The following is a 14894-nucleotide window of genomic DNA, read 5'->3' as shown; positions in this document are numbered from 1 at the left end:
AATGTGACGCCACTCTTGCAATGCGTATCGCCTTACCCGATTTTGCTCGCCATGCGCCCGGCTCTCCTTGATCCCCTGTTTGCCCCCGTTGCCACGCTTTCCGGCGTAGGGCCCAAGCTTGCCGATTTGCTGGCAAAGCTGCTGGGCCGCGAAAGTGCTCAGGAAGCCCGCGTGCTCGACCTGCTGTTCCACGCACCCTACAACGTGATCGACAGGCGCAATCGACCCGGTATCGCTCTGGCGCCACAGGGTTCTATCGTCACCATTCAGGGACGTGTCGATCGCCACCAACCCGCGCCGCCCGGCAACCGGTCCGCCCCCTATCGCGTGTTCCTGCACGACGAAACCGGCGAACTGGCTCTGACATTTTTCCGCGCCCGCGGCGACTGGCTATCCAAAGCGCTGCCGGTTGATGAAGAGGTGATGGTCAGCGGCAAGGTGGACTGGTTCAATGGCCGGGCCTCCATGGTGCATCCCGACTTCATGGTGAAGGTTTCGGAAGCCGAAAACCTGCCCATGGTCGAACCCGTCTACCCGCTGACGGCAGGCCTGTCGCCCAAGGTTCTGCGGCGCGCCATTGATGGCGCAGTTGGAAAAATGCCTGTTTTCCCGGAGTGGATCGACGAGACCCTGGCGGCGCGACAGAGCTTTCCGCATGTGGCAGATGCGTTCCGTGAACTGCACGATCCGCGCGATGGGGCCGACATTGACCCGCAAGCACCGGCCAGGCGCCGCCTTGCCTATGATGAGTTTCTGGCCGGGCAGCTATCCCTTGCGCTGGTGCGCCAAAGGCTGCGCAAGGTTGCGGGCCAACCCATCCGCGCCAAGGGCGACTTTGCCGCAAGAATTCTTGCCAGCCTTCCATTTTCATTGACTGCCAGCCAAAGCGCTGCGGTCAAAGACATTCTGACCGACATGGCCGGTGAAGACCGCATGTTGCGCCTGTTGCAGGGTGACGTGGGCGCGGGCAAGACGCTGGTTGCGCTGATGGCCATGGCGACCGCTGTCGAGGCTGGCGGTCAGGCCGTGCTGATGGCACCGACGGAAATTCTCGCCCGCCAGCATTTCGCGACCATATCCAAATTCGCCACTGCCGCAGGGATTTCCTGCGAGGTGCTGACCGGTCGCACCAAGGGCAAGGAACGCCGTGAAATCGAGGAGCGCATTGCCTCCGGTGAAGCGCAGATCGTCATCGGCACCCACGCGCTGTTTCAGGATAGCGTCAGCTACAAGAACCTGGTCCTGGCCGTGGTGGATGAGCAGCATCGCTTCGGGGTCCACCAGCGCTTGCGGCTCACCGCCAAGGGCATCAGCCCGCACATGCTGGTCATGACCGCGACACCCATTCCGCGCACGCTGGTCTTGGCGGCCTTTGGCGATATGGACGTATCGAAGCTGACCGAAAAGCCTGCCGGGCGAAAACCCATCCAGACCGTGACCATTCCCACCGAGCGTATCGGCGATATCGTTGCGCGGCTGAAAAGCGCGCTTTCGGAAGGCAAGAAAGCCTACTGGATCTGCCCGCTGGTGGAGGAATCGGAAGAATCCGACCTCATGTCGGCAGAAGAACGGCATGCCGTTCTTACCAAGTCCCTCGGCGCTTCCATCGGTCTCATTCATGGGCGCATGAGCGGCCCGGAAAAGGACGCCGCCATGCTTGCCTTCAAGAGCGGAGAGACGCGGCTTCTGGTAGCAACCACCGTTGTGGAAGTGGGCGTCGATGTGCCTGATGCGACCATCATGGTCATCGAGCACGCCGAAAACTTTGGTCTCGCTCAGCTGCACCAGCTACGCGGACGCGTCGGACGTGGGGATGAAGCCTCCACCTGCATTCTTCTCTACAAAGGTCCGCTCAGTGAAAATGGCAAGGCGCGCCTGTCTATTTTGCGCGACAGCGAAGACGGTTTTCTGATTGCCGAAGAGGATTTGAAACTGCGCGGCGAAGGCGAGTTGCTTGGTACCCGCCAATCGGGCACGCCCGGGTTTCGCATTGCCAGCCTCGAAGCCCATGCAGACCTCTTGGAAATTGCCCGCAAAGACGCCACCTATATCATCGAGCGCGATCCGGAACTCACCAGCGAGCGAGGCCGCAATTTGCGCACCCTGCTCTATCTCCATCGCCGTGACGAGGCGATCCGTTTCCTCCATGCAGGCTAACGATCATGAATGACATGCCCCTACCGCCAGCCGCCTTTTGCAAGGGCTATGCCCTCTGCTCGCCGGACAATCTGCTGCTGCCGGAGACATTCGCAAAAAGCGAAAAGAAAACTATCGGCAAAAAATTCAAGAAACCGGGTCGCAAGAAAGCCTGGGCGAAGGCGCAGGATGAAGGCTGGACGGTTCGCTTCGTCTATATGCGCCTTTTCGTCCCGGTCTTTCACTCGACATCTGCCCCGAGCGGCGACGTTTACGAGGACGATGAATAATCTGGAGCCGCAGCAATTGCCTTTGGCAACTCGAAATCCGGCGCAACAAGTCCGCCCGAAATCAGCAACTTTGCGGCATCTTCCGGCGACATATCCAGGATCGTGATCTTGTCTTTGGGCACAAACAGCAGAAAGCCGGCGGTTGGCACTGGGGTCGGCGGCAGGAACACCGCCACCATTTCCTGACCGATTTCATTGAAGCGATAGGCCAACTCACCTTTGGCGTCGGACGCCACGAACACCATCGCATAGGTCCCGGGTGACGGGAATTCGATAAGACCGACTTTTTTGAATGAGCTGGAATGTTCCTTCAGCACCGATTCGAATAGCTGCTTGATGCTCTTATAGATCGGACGGACGAAGGGCATATGGTTCAGCACCGACTCACCGAAGCTGACGATCCATTTGCCGATGAGATTGTTGCCGAGAAAACCGATCAGCGTAATACCGATGACGGCGACCAGCAGGCCGAAGCCGGGAATGGCAACATCGAAATATTGCTCGGGATCATAACGCGCTGGAATATATGGTTTAACCCAGCTGTCCACCCACTGCAGGAAGGTCCACACCACCCACATGGTGATGGTGACCGGTGCCAGAATGAGAATTCCGGTGAGGAAATTATTGCGCAGGCGAGTCGCAAAGGAAACTTTGAGGGGGTGATCTGTCATACAATCCGCAGGGCTGTTCGGTATCACCAAAGTAGGCAGGTTGATAACGGACAATGCCGGAGGCCGTTCCAGCTCGCAAGAGCGAGATCATGAAATAATCGTCATGATCTGCCCGGGCCGTCAAACCTTCGTTACCGTCAGCAAGGGAAAGACAGGGAAACGCCGTTCCCCTGCCCCAGAATCCCATCCTGGAATTATTCCACAGTCACCGATTTCGCCAGATTGCGGGGCTGGTCCACATCGGTGCCCATGAAGACGGCGGTGTGGTAAGCGAGAAGCTGGATTGGCAGTGAGAAGACCATCGGGGCGATGATCTCATCCACGTTCGGCAGAACGATCGTCGCCATGGTTTCGAGCTTGGAGGCGGCCGCACCCTTCTCATCCGTGATGAAAATGATCTTGCCGCCGCGCGCTGCGACTTCCTGCATGTTGGAAACGGTTTTCTCGAAGAAGCGGTCATGCGGCGCGATGACGATGACGGGCATATTCTCGTCGATCAGCGCAATTGGCCCGTGCTTCAACTCGCCTGCGGCATAACCTTCGGCATGGATATAGGAGATTTCCTTGAGCTTCAGCGCGCCTTCCAGCGCCAGTGGATAGCTGGTGCCACGACCGAGATAGAGCACATCCTTGAAGCGGGAGAGATCCCGCGACAGGGTTTCGATCTGCGGCTGGATTGCGTTCAGCACTTCGCTCATCACACGCGGCATTTCGATCAGGTGGCGAACGAGGTCTGTTTCCTGCTCGACGGTAATTGTTCCTCTGGCCTTGCCAGCGGCAATGGCAAGCGATGCGAGAACCGCGAGCTGGCAGGTGAAGGCCTTTGTGGAGGCAACGCCGATTTCAGGGCCGGCGAGAATGGGGAACACGGCATCCGATTCACGTGCCATGGTCGATTCGCGAACATTGACGACCGTGCCGATCTTGAGGCCATTTTCCTGGCAATAGCGCAGGGACGCCAGCGTATCTGCCGTTTCACCCGATTGCGAAATGAAAAGGGCTGCCTGCGTAGGCAGAAGCGGCATTTCCCGGTAGCGGAACTCGGAGGCGACATCGATTTCGACCGGCAAGCGCGCATAACGCTCGAACCAGTATTTACCGATGAGGCCGGAAAGATAGGCCGTCCCGCAGGCGGAAATCGCGAGGCCCGTGAGCTTGGCGAAATCAATGGCCGGGTCGGCATTCTTCACGCGCTTTTCAGCAAAATCCACGTAGTGGCTCAGCGCATGGGAAATGACTTCCGGCTGTTCATAGATTTCCTTTTCCATGAAATGGCGGTGGTTACCCTTGTCCACCACATAAGCCGTCGCCTGCGAAATCTGGCGCGCGCGCTTGACCGGCTTGCCGGAGAAATCGATGATTTCTGCGCCATTTGCGGTGATGATGGCGCAGTCACCGTCCACCAGATAGGTGATCTCACTGGTAAAGGGTGAAAGCGCAATGGCATCCGAGCCCAGGAACATCTCACCGCGACCATAACCGATGGCCAGCGGCGGGCCGGAACGGGCAGAGAGAAGCGTTGACGGATCATCCTGAAACATGACGCCAAGCGCATAGGCGCCGGTGACGCGGTTCAGCATGGCGAGCATGGCGGCGCGGTGGTCCATTCCATCGCGGGTGAATTTCGCCAGAAGCTGGGCCACGACTTCCGTGTCCGTCTGCGTGGTGAAGGTGGCACCCTCTGCCGCAAGCTCATCGCGCAATTCGGAGAAGTTTTCGATGATGCCGTTATGGACAACCGCGACGCCATCTACGAAATGCGGATGGGCATTGGTTTCGTTCGGCACGCCGTGGGTGGCCCAGCGCGTGTGGGCAATACCGGTCAGGCCGGGCAGCGGCTCTTCCGAAAGCTTCTTTTCGAGATTGAAGAGCTTGCCTTCCGCACGGCGGCGGGCGAGTGCGCCGTCATGGATCGTTGCAACGCCAGCGGAGTCATAGCCCCGATATTCCAGCCGCTTCAGCGCATCCACGAGGCGCTCCGCAACCGGCTGCGTTCCAACAATACCAACAATACCGCACATGCACTTCTCCAAAAAATTTCGAGCAACGACTCGCTGGACGTGTCCTTATGAGCTGATGCTTTTGACAGCCGAAGTCCTAGCGGTTTCCGCAAAAATCGCAATTGGAACAACGGTCACTTTCAATGTCTGTTCGTTACGATTGTCAGGACTTCTTCTTCGCGTCCTTGATGGCCTGAGCGCGGGCACGAAGGGCGTTGGCGCGCCCTTCTTTGATCTCCTGTCGCGCACGACCGAAGGCTAGCGCATCGGCAGGCACGTCATCCGTAATCACGCTGCCGGAGGCGACGTAAGCGTCATCACCAATCGTCACCGGCGCAACCAGCGAGGAGTTGGAGCCGACAAAGGCGTTCTTGCCGATGCGCGTCTCGTGCTTGTTGATGCCGTCATAATTGCAGGTGATGGTCCCTGCCCCGATATTGCTGCCAGCGCCCACGAAAGCATCGCCGATATAGGTGAGGTGGTTGACCTTTGCGCCCTCGCCGATCTCTGCCTTCTTGACCTCGCAGAAATTGCCGACTTTCGAATTGGCGGCCAGATTGGCACCGGGGCGAAGCCGTGCATAAGGCCCAACTGTCGCACCGCCGCTGACATGCGCGCCTTCCAGATGGGAAAATGCGTGGATGATGGCACCCGATTCGATGGTTACACCGGGCCCGATAACGACATTGGGCTCGATCAGCGCATCCTGACCGATCTTGGTGTCCCAAGACAGGAATACCGTTTCCGGCGCTATCATGGACACGCCATCGATCATGAATTGATGGCGGGCGCGCTCCTGCCAGAGCTTTTCGATGTAAGCGAGTTCTGCTCGGTTGTTGCAGCCGGTCAGTTCTGTCTCGGGCGCATCGATGGCAATGGCCTTGCCGCCCTGCGAGCGGGCGATTTCCACGACGTCGGTCAGATAATATTCGCCCTTGGCGTTGTTATTGCCAATGCGGGTCAAAAGGTCGAGCGCGCGGCGGCCATTGATCGCCATCAGACCGCTATTGCACCAAGTAACCTTGCGCTCCTCGTCGGTCGCGTCCTTTTCTTCCCTGATGGCAACAAGCTCACCATTTTCCACAAGCAGGCGACCGTAGCCGGTCGGCTTGTCCGTGTGAAAACCGATGACGACGACATCGACATTGTCGCTCAGCGCCTGACGCGCCTTGTTGAGTGTCTCGGAGGTCAGCAATGGCACATCGCCATAGGCAATCAGCACATCGTCATAGCCGCTTTCAATGGCAGCACGCGCTGCCAGAACGGCATTGCCAGTTCCAAGACGCTCTTTCTGAAGATAGGGCTCAACGCTGACACCAGCCCCACGCGCCGCATCTGCCACCTTGTCCGCATCACGGCCCACCACGAGGGCAGCAGCACTCACGCCAGCACCCGCGACGGCCTGCATCACATGCGCAATCATCGCCCGGCCAGCCACGGGATGCAGCACCTTTGACATGGATGATTTCATCCGTGTGCTTTCACCAGCGGCAAGAATAACGGCAAGGCAACTGCGTTCCATTGGTATCTCCGACTCCATCATTCATTTCAGCCGCCGTTAACAGGCGGACTCGGGTTTTCGCTATAAACGCTCAAGACTGAAGAAACCATGGAAATTGCATGAACGCCGGAAACCTGCCGTGAGCGCAGGCAAGGAAAAAGCCGCGCCTGTTTCCAGACGCGGCTTAATATTCCTCACAGCACCAAACACCCCCCGTCATACCGGAGTTGATCCGGTATCCAGCCGCCGCGCGTCTGCGCGGCGAAAGGCTCTTTCGTGGTCAAGGACTTGACCACGCTGGACCCCGGCTCAAGGCCGGGGTGACGGAGGTAAATCCAGCTTACTGCGGCAGCTTGTCGTCCACGCCTGCGACGTAGAAGTTCAGGCCGAGAAGAACCTTGTCTTCAGCCTTTTCGCCAGCCTTCAGCCACTCGGAACCGTCCTGCTTCTTCACCGGACCGGTGAAGGGGTGCAGTTCGCCCGACTTGATCTTGGCTTCGGTTTCCTGCGCCATCTTCTTCACGTCGTCAGGAATGTTCGTGTATGGCGCCATGGTGAGGATGCCGTCTTTCAGGCCGTCCCAGACCGATTCGGACTTCCATGTGCCATCGAGAAGGGCCTGTGTGCGCTTGATGTAATAGGCGCCCCAGGTATCGACGATAGCGGTCATCTGCGTGTTTGGACCGGCCTTGATCATGTCGGATGCCTGACCGAAAGCCTTGATGCCGCGCTCTGCAGCAACCTGCATCGGGGCTGTGGTGTCGGTGTGCTGGGTCAGGATGTCCACACCCTGGTCGATCAGTGCCTTGGCAGCATCGGCTTCCTTGCCGGGGTCAAACCATGTGTTGGCCCAGACGACCTTGACCTTGAATTCAGGGTTGACCGACTGCGCGCCGAGAACAAAGGCGTCAATGCCCATCACCACTTCAGGGATTGGGAAGGAGGCGATGTAGCCTGCGAGACCCTTCTGGGACATTTTAGCCGCGATCTGGCCCTGAATGTAACGGCCTTCGTAGAAGCGCGAATTGTAGGTTGCGAGGTTTGCAGCGGTCTTGAAACCGGTGGCGTGCTCGAATTTCACCTTCGGGAACTTCTGCGCAACCTTGACGGTGGCATCCATGAAGCCGAAGGAGGTCGTGAAGATCAGTTCGCAGCCGGAACGGGCCATTCGCTCGATCGCACGCTCGGCATCTGGGCCCTCTGGAACGCTTTCGAGGTAAGGCGTTTCGATCTTGTCGCCGAAATGCTTCTGCAGCTCCTGACGGCCGATATCATGTGCCTGCGTCCAGCCGCCGTCGGTCTTGGTGCCAACATAGACGAAGCAGACCTTCTTGGCGTCTGCTGCCTGGGCTGCGGGAACAACGCCGACGATGGCGGCGGCCGATGCGGCCAGTGCGATGATGAGTTTCTTCATTTTTACCCCTGCTTGGTTAGGCGTGAACCTGGTTTTTTAACGATCCGGAACGAACGGTTTCCCGAGCGATGCCGGTGTATTGATCAGCGTTGTGCGGCGATTATGGGAGATGATGATGAGGACCACAATAGTCGCAATGTAAGGCATTGCTGAAAGAAGTTGCGACGGAACACCGATGCCGAAGGCCTGTGCATGCAGCTGGCCAATGGTGACCGCACCGAAGAGATAGCCGCCCGCCAGAACCCGCCATGGCCGCCAGGATGCAAAGACGACAAGCGCCAGCGCGATCCAGCCACGGCCAGCCGCCATGTTTTCCACCCATTGCGGCGTATAGACGAGCGAGAGTTGCGCTCCGGCCAGCCCCGCACAGGCACCGCCGAACATAACGGCGAGATAGCGCATGCGGATGACATTTATGCCGAGCGCATGGGCAGAGCCATGATTGTCGCCGATAGCGCGAATTTTCAGGCCCGTACGGCTTTTGAACAGAAACCAGCCAATGCCGATGACGAGCGCAATCGACATGTAGAAGATCAGATCCTGCCGGAACAGCGCCGGTCCGATCACCGGAATCTCCGACAGGACCGGAAAGACGATGGGCGGCAGCTTGACGCCCGGCAGGCCAACGAAGCTCTCTCCCAGCATGCCGGAAACGCCAAGACCGAGGATCGTCAAGGCAAGACCCGTCGCGACCTGATTGGTGACCAGCGTCAGCGTCAGGAAACCGAAGAGCAGCGAAAACAGGGCACCGCAGACAATTCCGGCGACGATGCCAATATAGGGAGAACCGGTCAGATGGGCCGCGGCAAAGGCGCAGACGGCGCCCATGATCATCATGCCCTCGACACCGAGATTGAGAACACCGGCGCGCTCAGTCACCAGTTCGCCCAGTGCGGCAATGACCAGCGGCGTGGCTGCGGTGATGACGGTGAGAAGGATCGCCTGAAACATATCCATCACGCGGCTCCTTCAGCATTCTTTCCACGCCCAAAACGGATGCGGATCTTGTAGACGATCAACGTGTCGCAGGAGAGGACGAAGAACAGCATCAGCCCCTGGAAGACGCGCACCAGCTTGTCGGAAATCTGCATCGACATTTGCACCGCCTCGCCACCGAGATAGGTGAGTGCCAGGACAAAGCCGGAAGCGATGATGCCGAGAGGGTTCAGGCGGCCGAGAAATGCAACGATGATGGCGGTAAAGCCGTAGCCGGGCGAGATTGACGGCTGCAAATGGCCGATGGAGCCGGAAACTTCCGAAATACCGGCAAGACCAGCCAGACCGCCTGAAACGAGCAGCGAAAACCAGACCATGCCACGTGAGGAAAATCCGGCAAAGCGCCCTGCCCTTGGCGATTGGCCGAGCACGGTGACCTGAAATCCGCGGAGCATGTAACGCATCATGAACCACAGGGCGACGGCGGCGATAATCGCAAAGACGATGCCCCAATGGGCGCGACCGGAGTCCAGAATTGCCGGCAGCACGGCGCTTTCATTGAAGGGCTTGGTCTGCGGAAAATTATAGCCCGCCGGATCGCGCCACATGCCGCGCACCAGCCAATCCAGGAAAAGCTGCGCGACATAGACAAGCATGAGGCTGGTGAGAATTTCATTGGTGTTGAAGCGCGTTTTCAACAGTGCCGGAATGCCCGCATAAATCGCGCCGCCCACGGCACCCATGACCAGCATCAGCGGCAGGATCATGGGCGATTGCCACTCGGGATAGAGAACTGGCAGGATGGAGCCGGTGATGGCACCGATGGTGAACTGCCCCTCAGCGCCGATATTCCAGTTGTTGGAGCGATAGCAGATGGACAGGCCAACCGCGATCAGGATCAGCGGAGCGGCCTTGATGGCCAGCTCATGCAGAGACCAGACCTCCAGCAGCGGCTCCACGAAGAAGCTGTACAGCGCCGTAAACGGATTGTTGCCCAGCATGGCGAACATGATGGCACCGAAAACCAGCGTCAGGAAAAGTGCCAGCAAGGGCGACAGAACGGCAAACAGATTGGAAACGCCCGTGCGTCTTTCAAGCTCAATGCGCATGGGCTTGCCCCTGCGCATGTCCGGTGTGAATACCGCCCATCAAAAGTCCGATCTTTTCACGCGTCATGTCTCCCGCCGGGTAGGATTGCGAAAGCCGACCATCGGAAATAACGGCTATGCTGGAAGCCACCTCAAAGATTTCATCCAGATCCTGGCTGATGACGACGACGGCTGATCCCGCCTTGGCGAGATCCACCAGCGCCTGGCGAATGCGGCTCGCCGCACCGGCGTCCACACCCCATGTCGGCTGATTGACAATCATGATCGATGGCTGGCGGTCCAGCTCCCGTCCGACGATGAACTTTTGCAGATTTCCGCCCGAAAGAGAGCCAGCGAGCGGATCGTCACCACTTTTGCGCACGTCCATTGATGCGGAAATGCGTTTGGCCGCCTTCTTGATGGTAGAATTTGCGATCACTTTCAGGAAGCCACCTTTAAGAAACGCCTTCCTGTCGGAGTAATATCGCGCCAAAAGCAGGTTGTCCGAAAGCGTCATCGTCGGCACCGCCGCATGGCCTAGCCGCTCTTCCGGCACAAAGCCCGCGCCCAGCAGACGGCGACCGTTGATCCCCATGCGACCAACGGCTTTGCCACGCAGGCGAATTGCGTTGTCCTCTGTCACGGGATACTCGCCGGATAGGGCATCGAACAACTCCCCCTGCCCATTACCGGCAACACCGGCAATGGCAAGAACCTCGCCGGAACGCACCGTCATGGAGATGTCCTTGAGGGACACGGCAAAAGGGGTACGGGCCGAAACGGAGAGATTGGCGATCTCAACGCTGACATCGCCAAGCGCGCAATAATCGTCGCGCTGAATGCCCGCCACATCGGAACCCACCATCATGCGCGCAAGCGAGGACGGTGTTTCCTGGCGCGGATCGCACGCGCCGGTCACTTCGCCATGGCGCAGCACGGTGGCGCGGTCGCAGATGCGCTGCACCTCCTCAAGGCGGTGGCTGATATAGAGAACAGAGCGTCCCTCAGCTTTCAGCTTCGCCAGCGTTTCGAACAGGCGGTCAGCCTCCTGCGGTGTCAGAACGGAGGTCGGCTCATCGAGAATGATGAGCTGCGGATTTTGTAAAAGCGCACGCACGATTTCGATACGCTGGCGCTCACCCACCGAAAGATCGGCCACATGAGCGTAGGGATCGAGCGGAAGCCCATAGGCCTTCGACAGCGCTTCCGCCTCACGAGCGATTTCCTTTAGCGAAATCTTCGGATCCAGCGAAAGTGCAATATTCTCAGCAACCGTCAGCGCCTCGAATAGCGAGAAATGCTGGAACACCATGCCGATGCCGAGCTTGCGCGCCTCGCCGGGGGAGCGGATGCGAACCGCCTCACCATTCCACAGGATTTCACCCGCAGATGGTTCCAGAACGCCGAACAGCATCTTGACCAGAGTGGATTTTCCCGCGCCGTTTTCACCCAGCAAAGCATGAACTTCACCGGGCGCAATATCGAGATCGATCGCATTGCAAGCGCCGAAAGTTCCAAACAGCTTGGTCAGCTGGCGAACGGACAATAGAGGCGTGGCCCCAGACGTCACCGATCCCGTCACCTGTTCCCCTTTTCCAACCCGCCGCCGCACTTTCTTCGAAGTGTTGAACGACTGGATCGATACCCATGCACTAAATTTGGGCAGTGCCCGTTATTGATACTAAATACCGGTTTTATTGCTGCGCACAACTCTAAAAGATGTGAGTGCAAAGGTTTTGAACGACTGGTGTTAACGTGCACCAAGCGAAGGGAAAAGCTGCATGATGCCGCCGATGCAGTAAAGATAAATGCCCGTGATGACGACGCCGGCCACCACCCAGTCCGGCGAGGAGAAGTGGAGCAGCAGCGCATATCCGCTGAGCGCACACCACACCAGAAACACAGCCATATTCAGCGCCCTGAGACGCTTGACGCGCACGGGGTGGAGAAAATTGATGGGCAGAAATGTCAGAACGACAGAGATGGCAACAACGATCATCGCCGTGGTCGCACTTGCGTCTATGACAAACAGGGTGAAGACAACCATGTTCCAGACGACCGGGAAACCGGAGAAGAAATATTCGTCCGTCTTCATGCCCATGTCGGCATAATAGATGGCGCTAGAAACAACGATCATGCCTGCGGCCACAAAGGACCACGGCTCACCGATCATGCCGCTTTGATAGAGCGCAAAGGCGGGTAAGAGAACGTAGGTCACGTAATCGATGATGTTGTCGAGCGTGTCCCCGGACCAGTTCGGCAGAACTTCCTTCACCCGCACCTTGCGTGCAATAGGCCCATCGATGCCATCGACGGCAAGCGCAAGGCCCAGCCACCAGAACATATCGACAAACCGATGCTCAGCAGCGGCGACCACGCCGAGAAATGCCAGGAAGGAACCGGATGCTGTCAGGATGTGGACCGAGAAAGCCCGCATTTCGGCATAGGGCACGCGCTTGTAGTTGAATATCTTCATATCAGCGCAAGCGCCTCGCTTTTCATCCGCTACGTCTTTTCCGGTATGCGACCATTCACCACTCTTTGCAACCATTCCCGATCGCTTATCCAAGTACTAATACTGAGTTTACATCGGGATCATGGCCTTCGCGACACAGATGTCTGCTGGATTTAGCCGTGCCTGATGCCTATATTTGTGGTGAATATGCTCGTGAAGTGGATTGGAACGATGAAGAACATCGAGATCGCTGTTGTTGGCGCGGGTCTTGCGGGACAGGTGGCCGCCATTGCGCTGGCTCGCTCGGGCCGTGACGTGGCGTTGATCGCACCAAAAGCCGACAGGGTCGACAAGCGCACCACAGCATTGATGGACCAGTCCATCCGCTTTCTGGACCGTCTGGGTCTCTGGTCCGCCATAGAGCCCTCTGCTGCGATGCTTTCGACAATGCAGATTCTCGATGGAACAGACCGGCTGCTGCGCGCGCCGACCGTCGCCTTCCGGTCATCAGAGATCGGGCTTCCGGCATTTGGCTGGAACATGCCAAACGATGTCCTGTTAAAAACGCTCGCCGAAGCCGTTTCGCGGGAAAGCAATATTACCGTGATCGAAGCCTTGGCCGAAACCATCGAGTTGGGCAAGCACGAAGCGACGATCACGCTCGACAACGGCGAGACAGTGGTCGCAAGTTTCGTCATTGGCGCAGACGGTCGGAAGTCGAAAGTCCGCGAAGCCGCTGGCATCGATGTGCGGTCATGGTCTTACCCGCAAACGGCGGTGGTGCTGAATTTCTCTCATACGCGTCCGCACAACAACGTATCGACCGAATTTCACACGCCGACTGGCCCCTTTACGCAGGTCCCTCTGGTTGGCAACCGCTCGAGCCTCGTCTGGGTCGTGACACCGGCACAGGCCGCCGAACTCTCGAGTCTCCCGCTTGAGGAATTGAGCAAACGGGTCGAAGAAAGAATGCAGTCCATGCTGGGGACTGTCTCCGTGGAAGACAGCGTTCAGACATGGCCACTCTCCAGCATGACGGCGCATCGTTTCGGCAAGGATCGCGTAGCCCTGGTTGGCGAAGCTGGCCACGGTTTCCCGCCGATCGGCGCACAGGGCCTCAATCTCAGCCTGCGCGATATTATCGTTCTGACAGAATTGCTGGGAACGCTTACGGGCGGGCCGCTCCCCGCGGAAGCCGGTTCGAAATTTGATCGCCGTCGCCGGGTCGATGTTGTCAGCCGCACTTTGAGCGTTGATCTTCTCAACCGTTCCCTGCTTTCGGCATTCCTGCCCATGCAGGTGGCGCGTGCGGCAGGCCTGCATGTTTTGTCCAGCGTTGCTCCGCTGCGCGGCCTCGTCATGCGGGAGGGTATCGAGCCCGGGCGCGGGCTCAAAGCACTGCCGTCACTTCTGGTTGGAAGCCTCAAACGCTCATGGCGCGGATGACATAGAGAACCAGAGAAACGGTGAAGACCGACAGCACGGTTGAAACCAGGATCGTCGCAGAAGCCCGCTCCTGCCAGACCCGGTATTGCTGGCCGATGACGAAGACATTCGTCGCCGTTGGCAATGCTGCCAGCAGCACCGCAGTCGCGACCCAGATGGGGTCGAAGGTTCCAAACGACGACAGGGCGAGATATGCCAGAAATGGATGGAGGATGAGCTTTGCCGGGACGATATAGCTGATTTCCACCGGCACACGTTTCAGCGGGCGCAACGCCAGCGTTACGCCCATGGCAAACAGTGCACAGGGCGCTGCCGATTGCGCCAGATAATCCACCAGTTGTTGCACAGGCTGTGGCGGATGCCAGCCGATGAAGGCGGTAAGGAAGCCGACAAGCACGGACAGGATAAACGGGTGCGTCAAAACTTTTCGGGTGACATCCCCTGCAAGCCGCAAAGGTGAGCGCTTGTCACCACCCGCGACCGCCATCAGCGCTGGTGCGGTTATGAAGTGCATAGCGTTCTCCAGACAGACGATCAGCGCGACCGGCACAGCCGCACGCTCCCCGAAAGCCAGTAGGGCAAGTCCCGGCCCCATGTAGCCGATATTGCCGTAGCTTCCGGCAAAACTCTGGATCGTCGCATCCGCAAAACTGTTTCGGCGGATAAAATAGCCAATCAGGAACAGCAGAGTGAACACGGTGTATGTTGCAAGCAGGCTCAAGCCGACGAAATCCATGCGCGCCAGTTGATCAATGGGCGTTTTCGCGACCAGCTTAAAGAACAAGGCTGGCAAGGCGGCATAAATGATGAAGGTATTCAGCCAACCCATGGCCTCAGCAGGCTGTCTGGTGATGCGCCCAGCCAGATATCCGATGAAGATCAGCCCGAAAAACGGAAACAGCAATCCGGCGATGTCGGCCATGGCTCCCCCTTCGCCCTCGCGATACCTGAGCGGGC

Annotated in this window: 12 protein-coding genes; 3 read left to right on the top strand and 9 right to left on the bottom strand. The window is 58.3% G+C overall.

Going from position 1 to position 14894, the window contains the following annotated elements:
* Nucleotides 1-51 precede the first annotated feature (51 nt).
* Nucleotides 52-2157 carry an ATP-dependent DNA helicase RecG gene (gene recG, locus ASF69_RS09970; protein ID WP_062587093.1) on the top strand — a complete coding sequence of 702 codons (2106 nt, stop codon included), beginning with the start codon at nucleotides 52-54 and terminating at the stop codon, nucleotides 2155-2157.
* Nucleotides 2158-2162: 5 nt separating this feature from the next.
* On the top strand, nucleotides 2163-2426 hold the full coding sequence (locus tag ASF69_RS09965) for a hypothetical protein (protein ID WP_062587092.1): 264 nt from the start codon (nucleotides 2163-2165) through the stop codon (nucleotides 2424-2426).
* Here the strand turns inward: ASF69_RS09965 and ASF69_RS09960 are convergent.
* The 8 genes from ASF69_RS09960 to pcsA all read right to left on the bottom strand — a co-directional run bounded on the left by ASF69_RS09960 (nucleotide 2408) and on the right by pcsA (nucleotide 12512).
* The gene (locus ASF69_RS09960) at nucleotides 2408-3097 is read right to left on the bottom strand and encodes a DUF502 domain-containing protein (RefSeq protein ID WP_062587091.1); all 690 of its coding nucleotides are present in this window, start codon (nucleotides 3095-3097) and stop codon (nucleotides 2408-2410) included. The genes ASF69_RS09965 and ASF69_RS09960 overlap by 19 nt on opposite strands.
* Before the next feature lie 194 nt (nucleotides 3098-3291).
* Complete coding sequence (glmS, locus tag ASF69_RS09955) at nucleotides 3292-5118, bottom strand: glutamine--fructose-6-phosphate transaminase (isomerizing) (RefSeq protein ID WP_062587090.1); 1827 nt, start codon at nucleotides 5116-5118, stop codon at nucleotides 3292-3294.
* A gap of 142 nt (nucleotides 5119-5260) precedes the next feature.
* Entirely contained in the window at nucleotides 5261-6619 is a 1359-nt protein-coding gene (gene glmU, locus ASF69_RS09950; protein WP_062587089.1) for a bifunctional UDP-N-acetylglucosamine diphosphorylase/glucosamine-1-phosphate N-acetyltransferase GlmU, read from the bottom strand.
* Between the two features lie 319 nt (nucleotides 6620-6938).
* Nucleotides 6939-8012, bottom strand: coding sequence for a BMP family ABC transporter substrate-binding protein (locus ASF69_RS09945; RefSeq protein WP_062587088.1), 1074 nt, complete (start codon nucleotides 8010-8012; stop codon nucleotides 6939-6941).
* Between the two features lie 36 nt (nucleotides 8013-8048).
* Entirely contained in the window at nucleotides 8049-8969 is a 921-nt protein-coding gene (locus ASF69_RS09940) for an ABC transporter permease (RefSeq protein ID WP_062587087.1), read from the bottom strand.
* Entirely contained in the window at nucleotides 8969-10057 is a 1089-nt protein-coding gene (locus ASF69_RS09935; protein ID WP_062587086.1) for an ABC transporter permease, read from the bottom strand. Before ASF69_RS09935 ends, ASF69_RS09940 begins: the two co-directional genes overlap by 1 nt.
* A complete protein-coding gene (locus ASF69_RS09930) occupies nucleotides 10047-11606 on the bottom strand; it encodes an ABC transporter ATP-binding protein (protein WP_062587278.1) in 1560 nt (519 codons plus the stop codon). The genes ASF69_RS09935 and ASF69_RS09930 overlap by 11 nt, the downstream gene beginning before the upstream one ends.
* A 180-nt stretch (nucleotides 11607-11786) precedes the next feature.
* Nucleotides 11787-12512 carry a phosphatidylcholine synthase gene (pcsA, locus tag ASF69_RS09925; protein ID WP_062587277.1) on the bottom strand — a complete coding sequence of 242 codons (726 nt, stop codon included), beginning with the start codon at nucleotides 12510-12512 and terminating at the stop codon, nucleotides 11787-11789.
* 210 nt (nucleotides 12513-12722) lie between these two features.
* On the opposite strand from pcsA, the gene ASF69_RS09920 reads away from it, so the two are divergent.
* On the top strand, nucleotides 12723-13937 hold the full coding sequence (locus ASF69_RS09920) for a UbiH/UbiF family hydroxylase (RefSeq protein WP_062587085.1): 1215 nt from the start codon (nucleotides 12723-12725) through the stop codon (nucleotides 13935-13937).
* Here the strand turns inward: ASF69_RS09920 and ASF69_RS09915 are convergent.
* Nucleotides 13915-14859 (bottom strand): AEC family transporter, encoded by a 945-nt coding sequence (locus tag ASF69_RS09915; RefSeq protein WP_062587084.1) that lies wholly within the window; start codon nucleotides 14857-14859, stop codon nucleotides 13915-13917. The two genes, ASF69_RS09920 and ASF69_RS09915, sit on opposite strands and share 23 nt — an antisense overlap.
* Between the last annotated feature and the right edge of the window lie 35 nt (nucleotides 14860-14894).

This window comes from Rhizobium sp. Leaf311 (genome assembly GCF_001423445.1).
Taxonomy (GTDB): Bacteria; Pseudomonadota; Alphaproteobacteria; order Rhizobiales; family Rhizobiaceae; genus Agrobacterium.
This window is presented reverse-complemented; position numbering and strand designations above follow the sequence as displayed.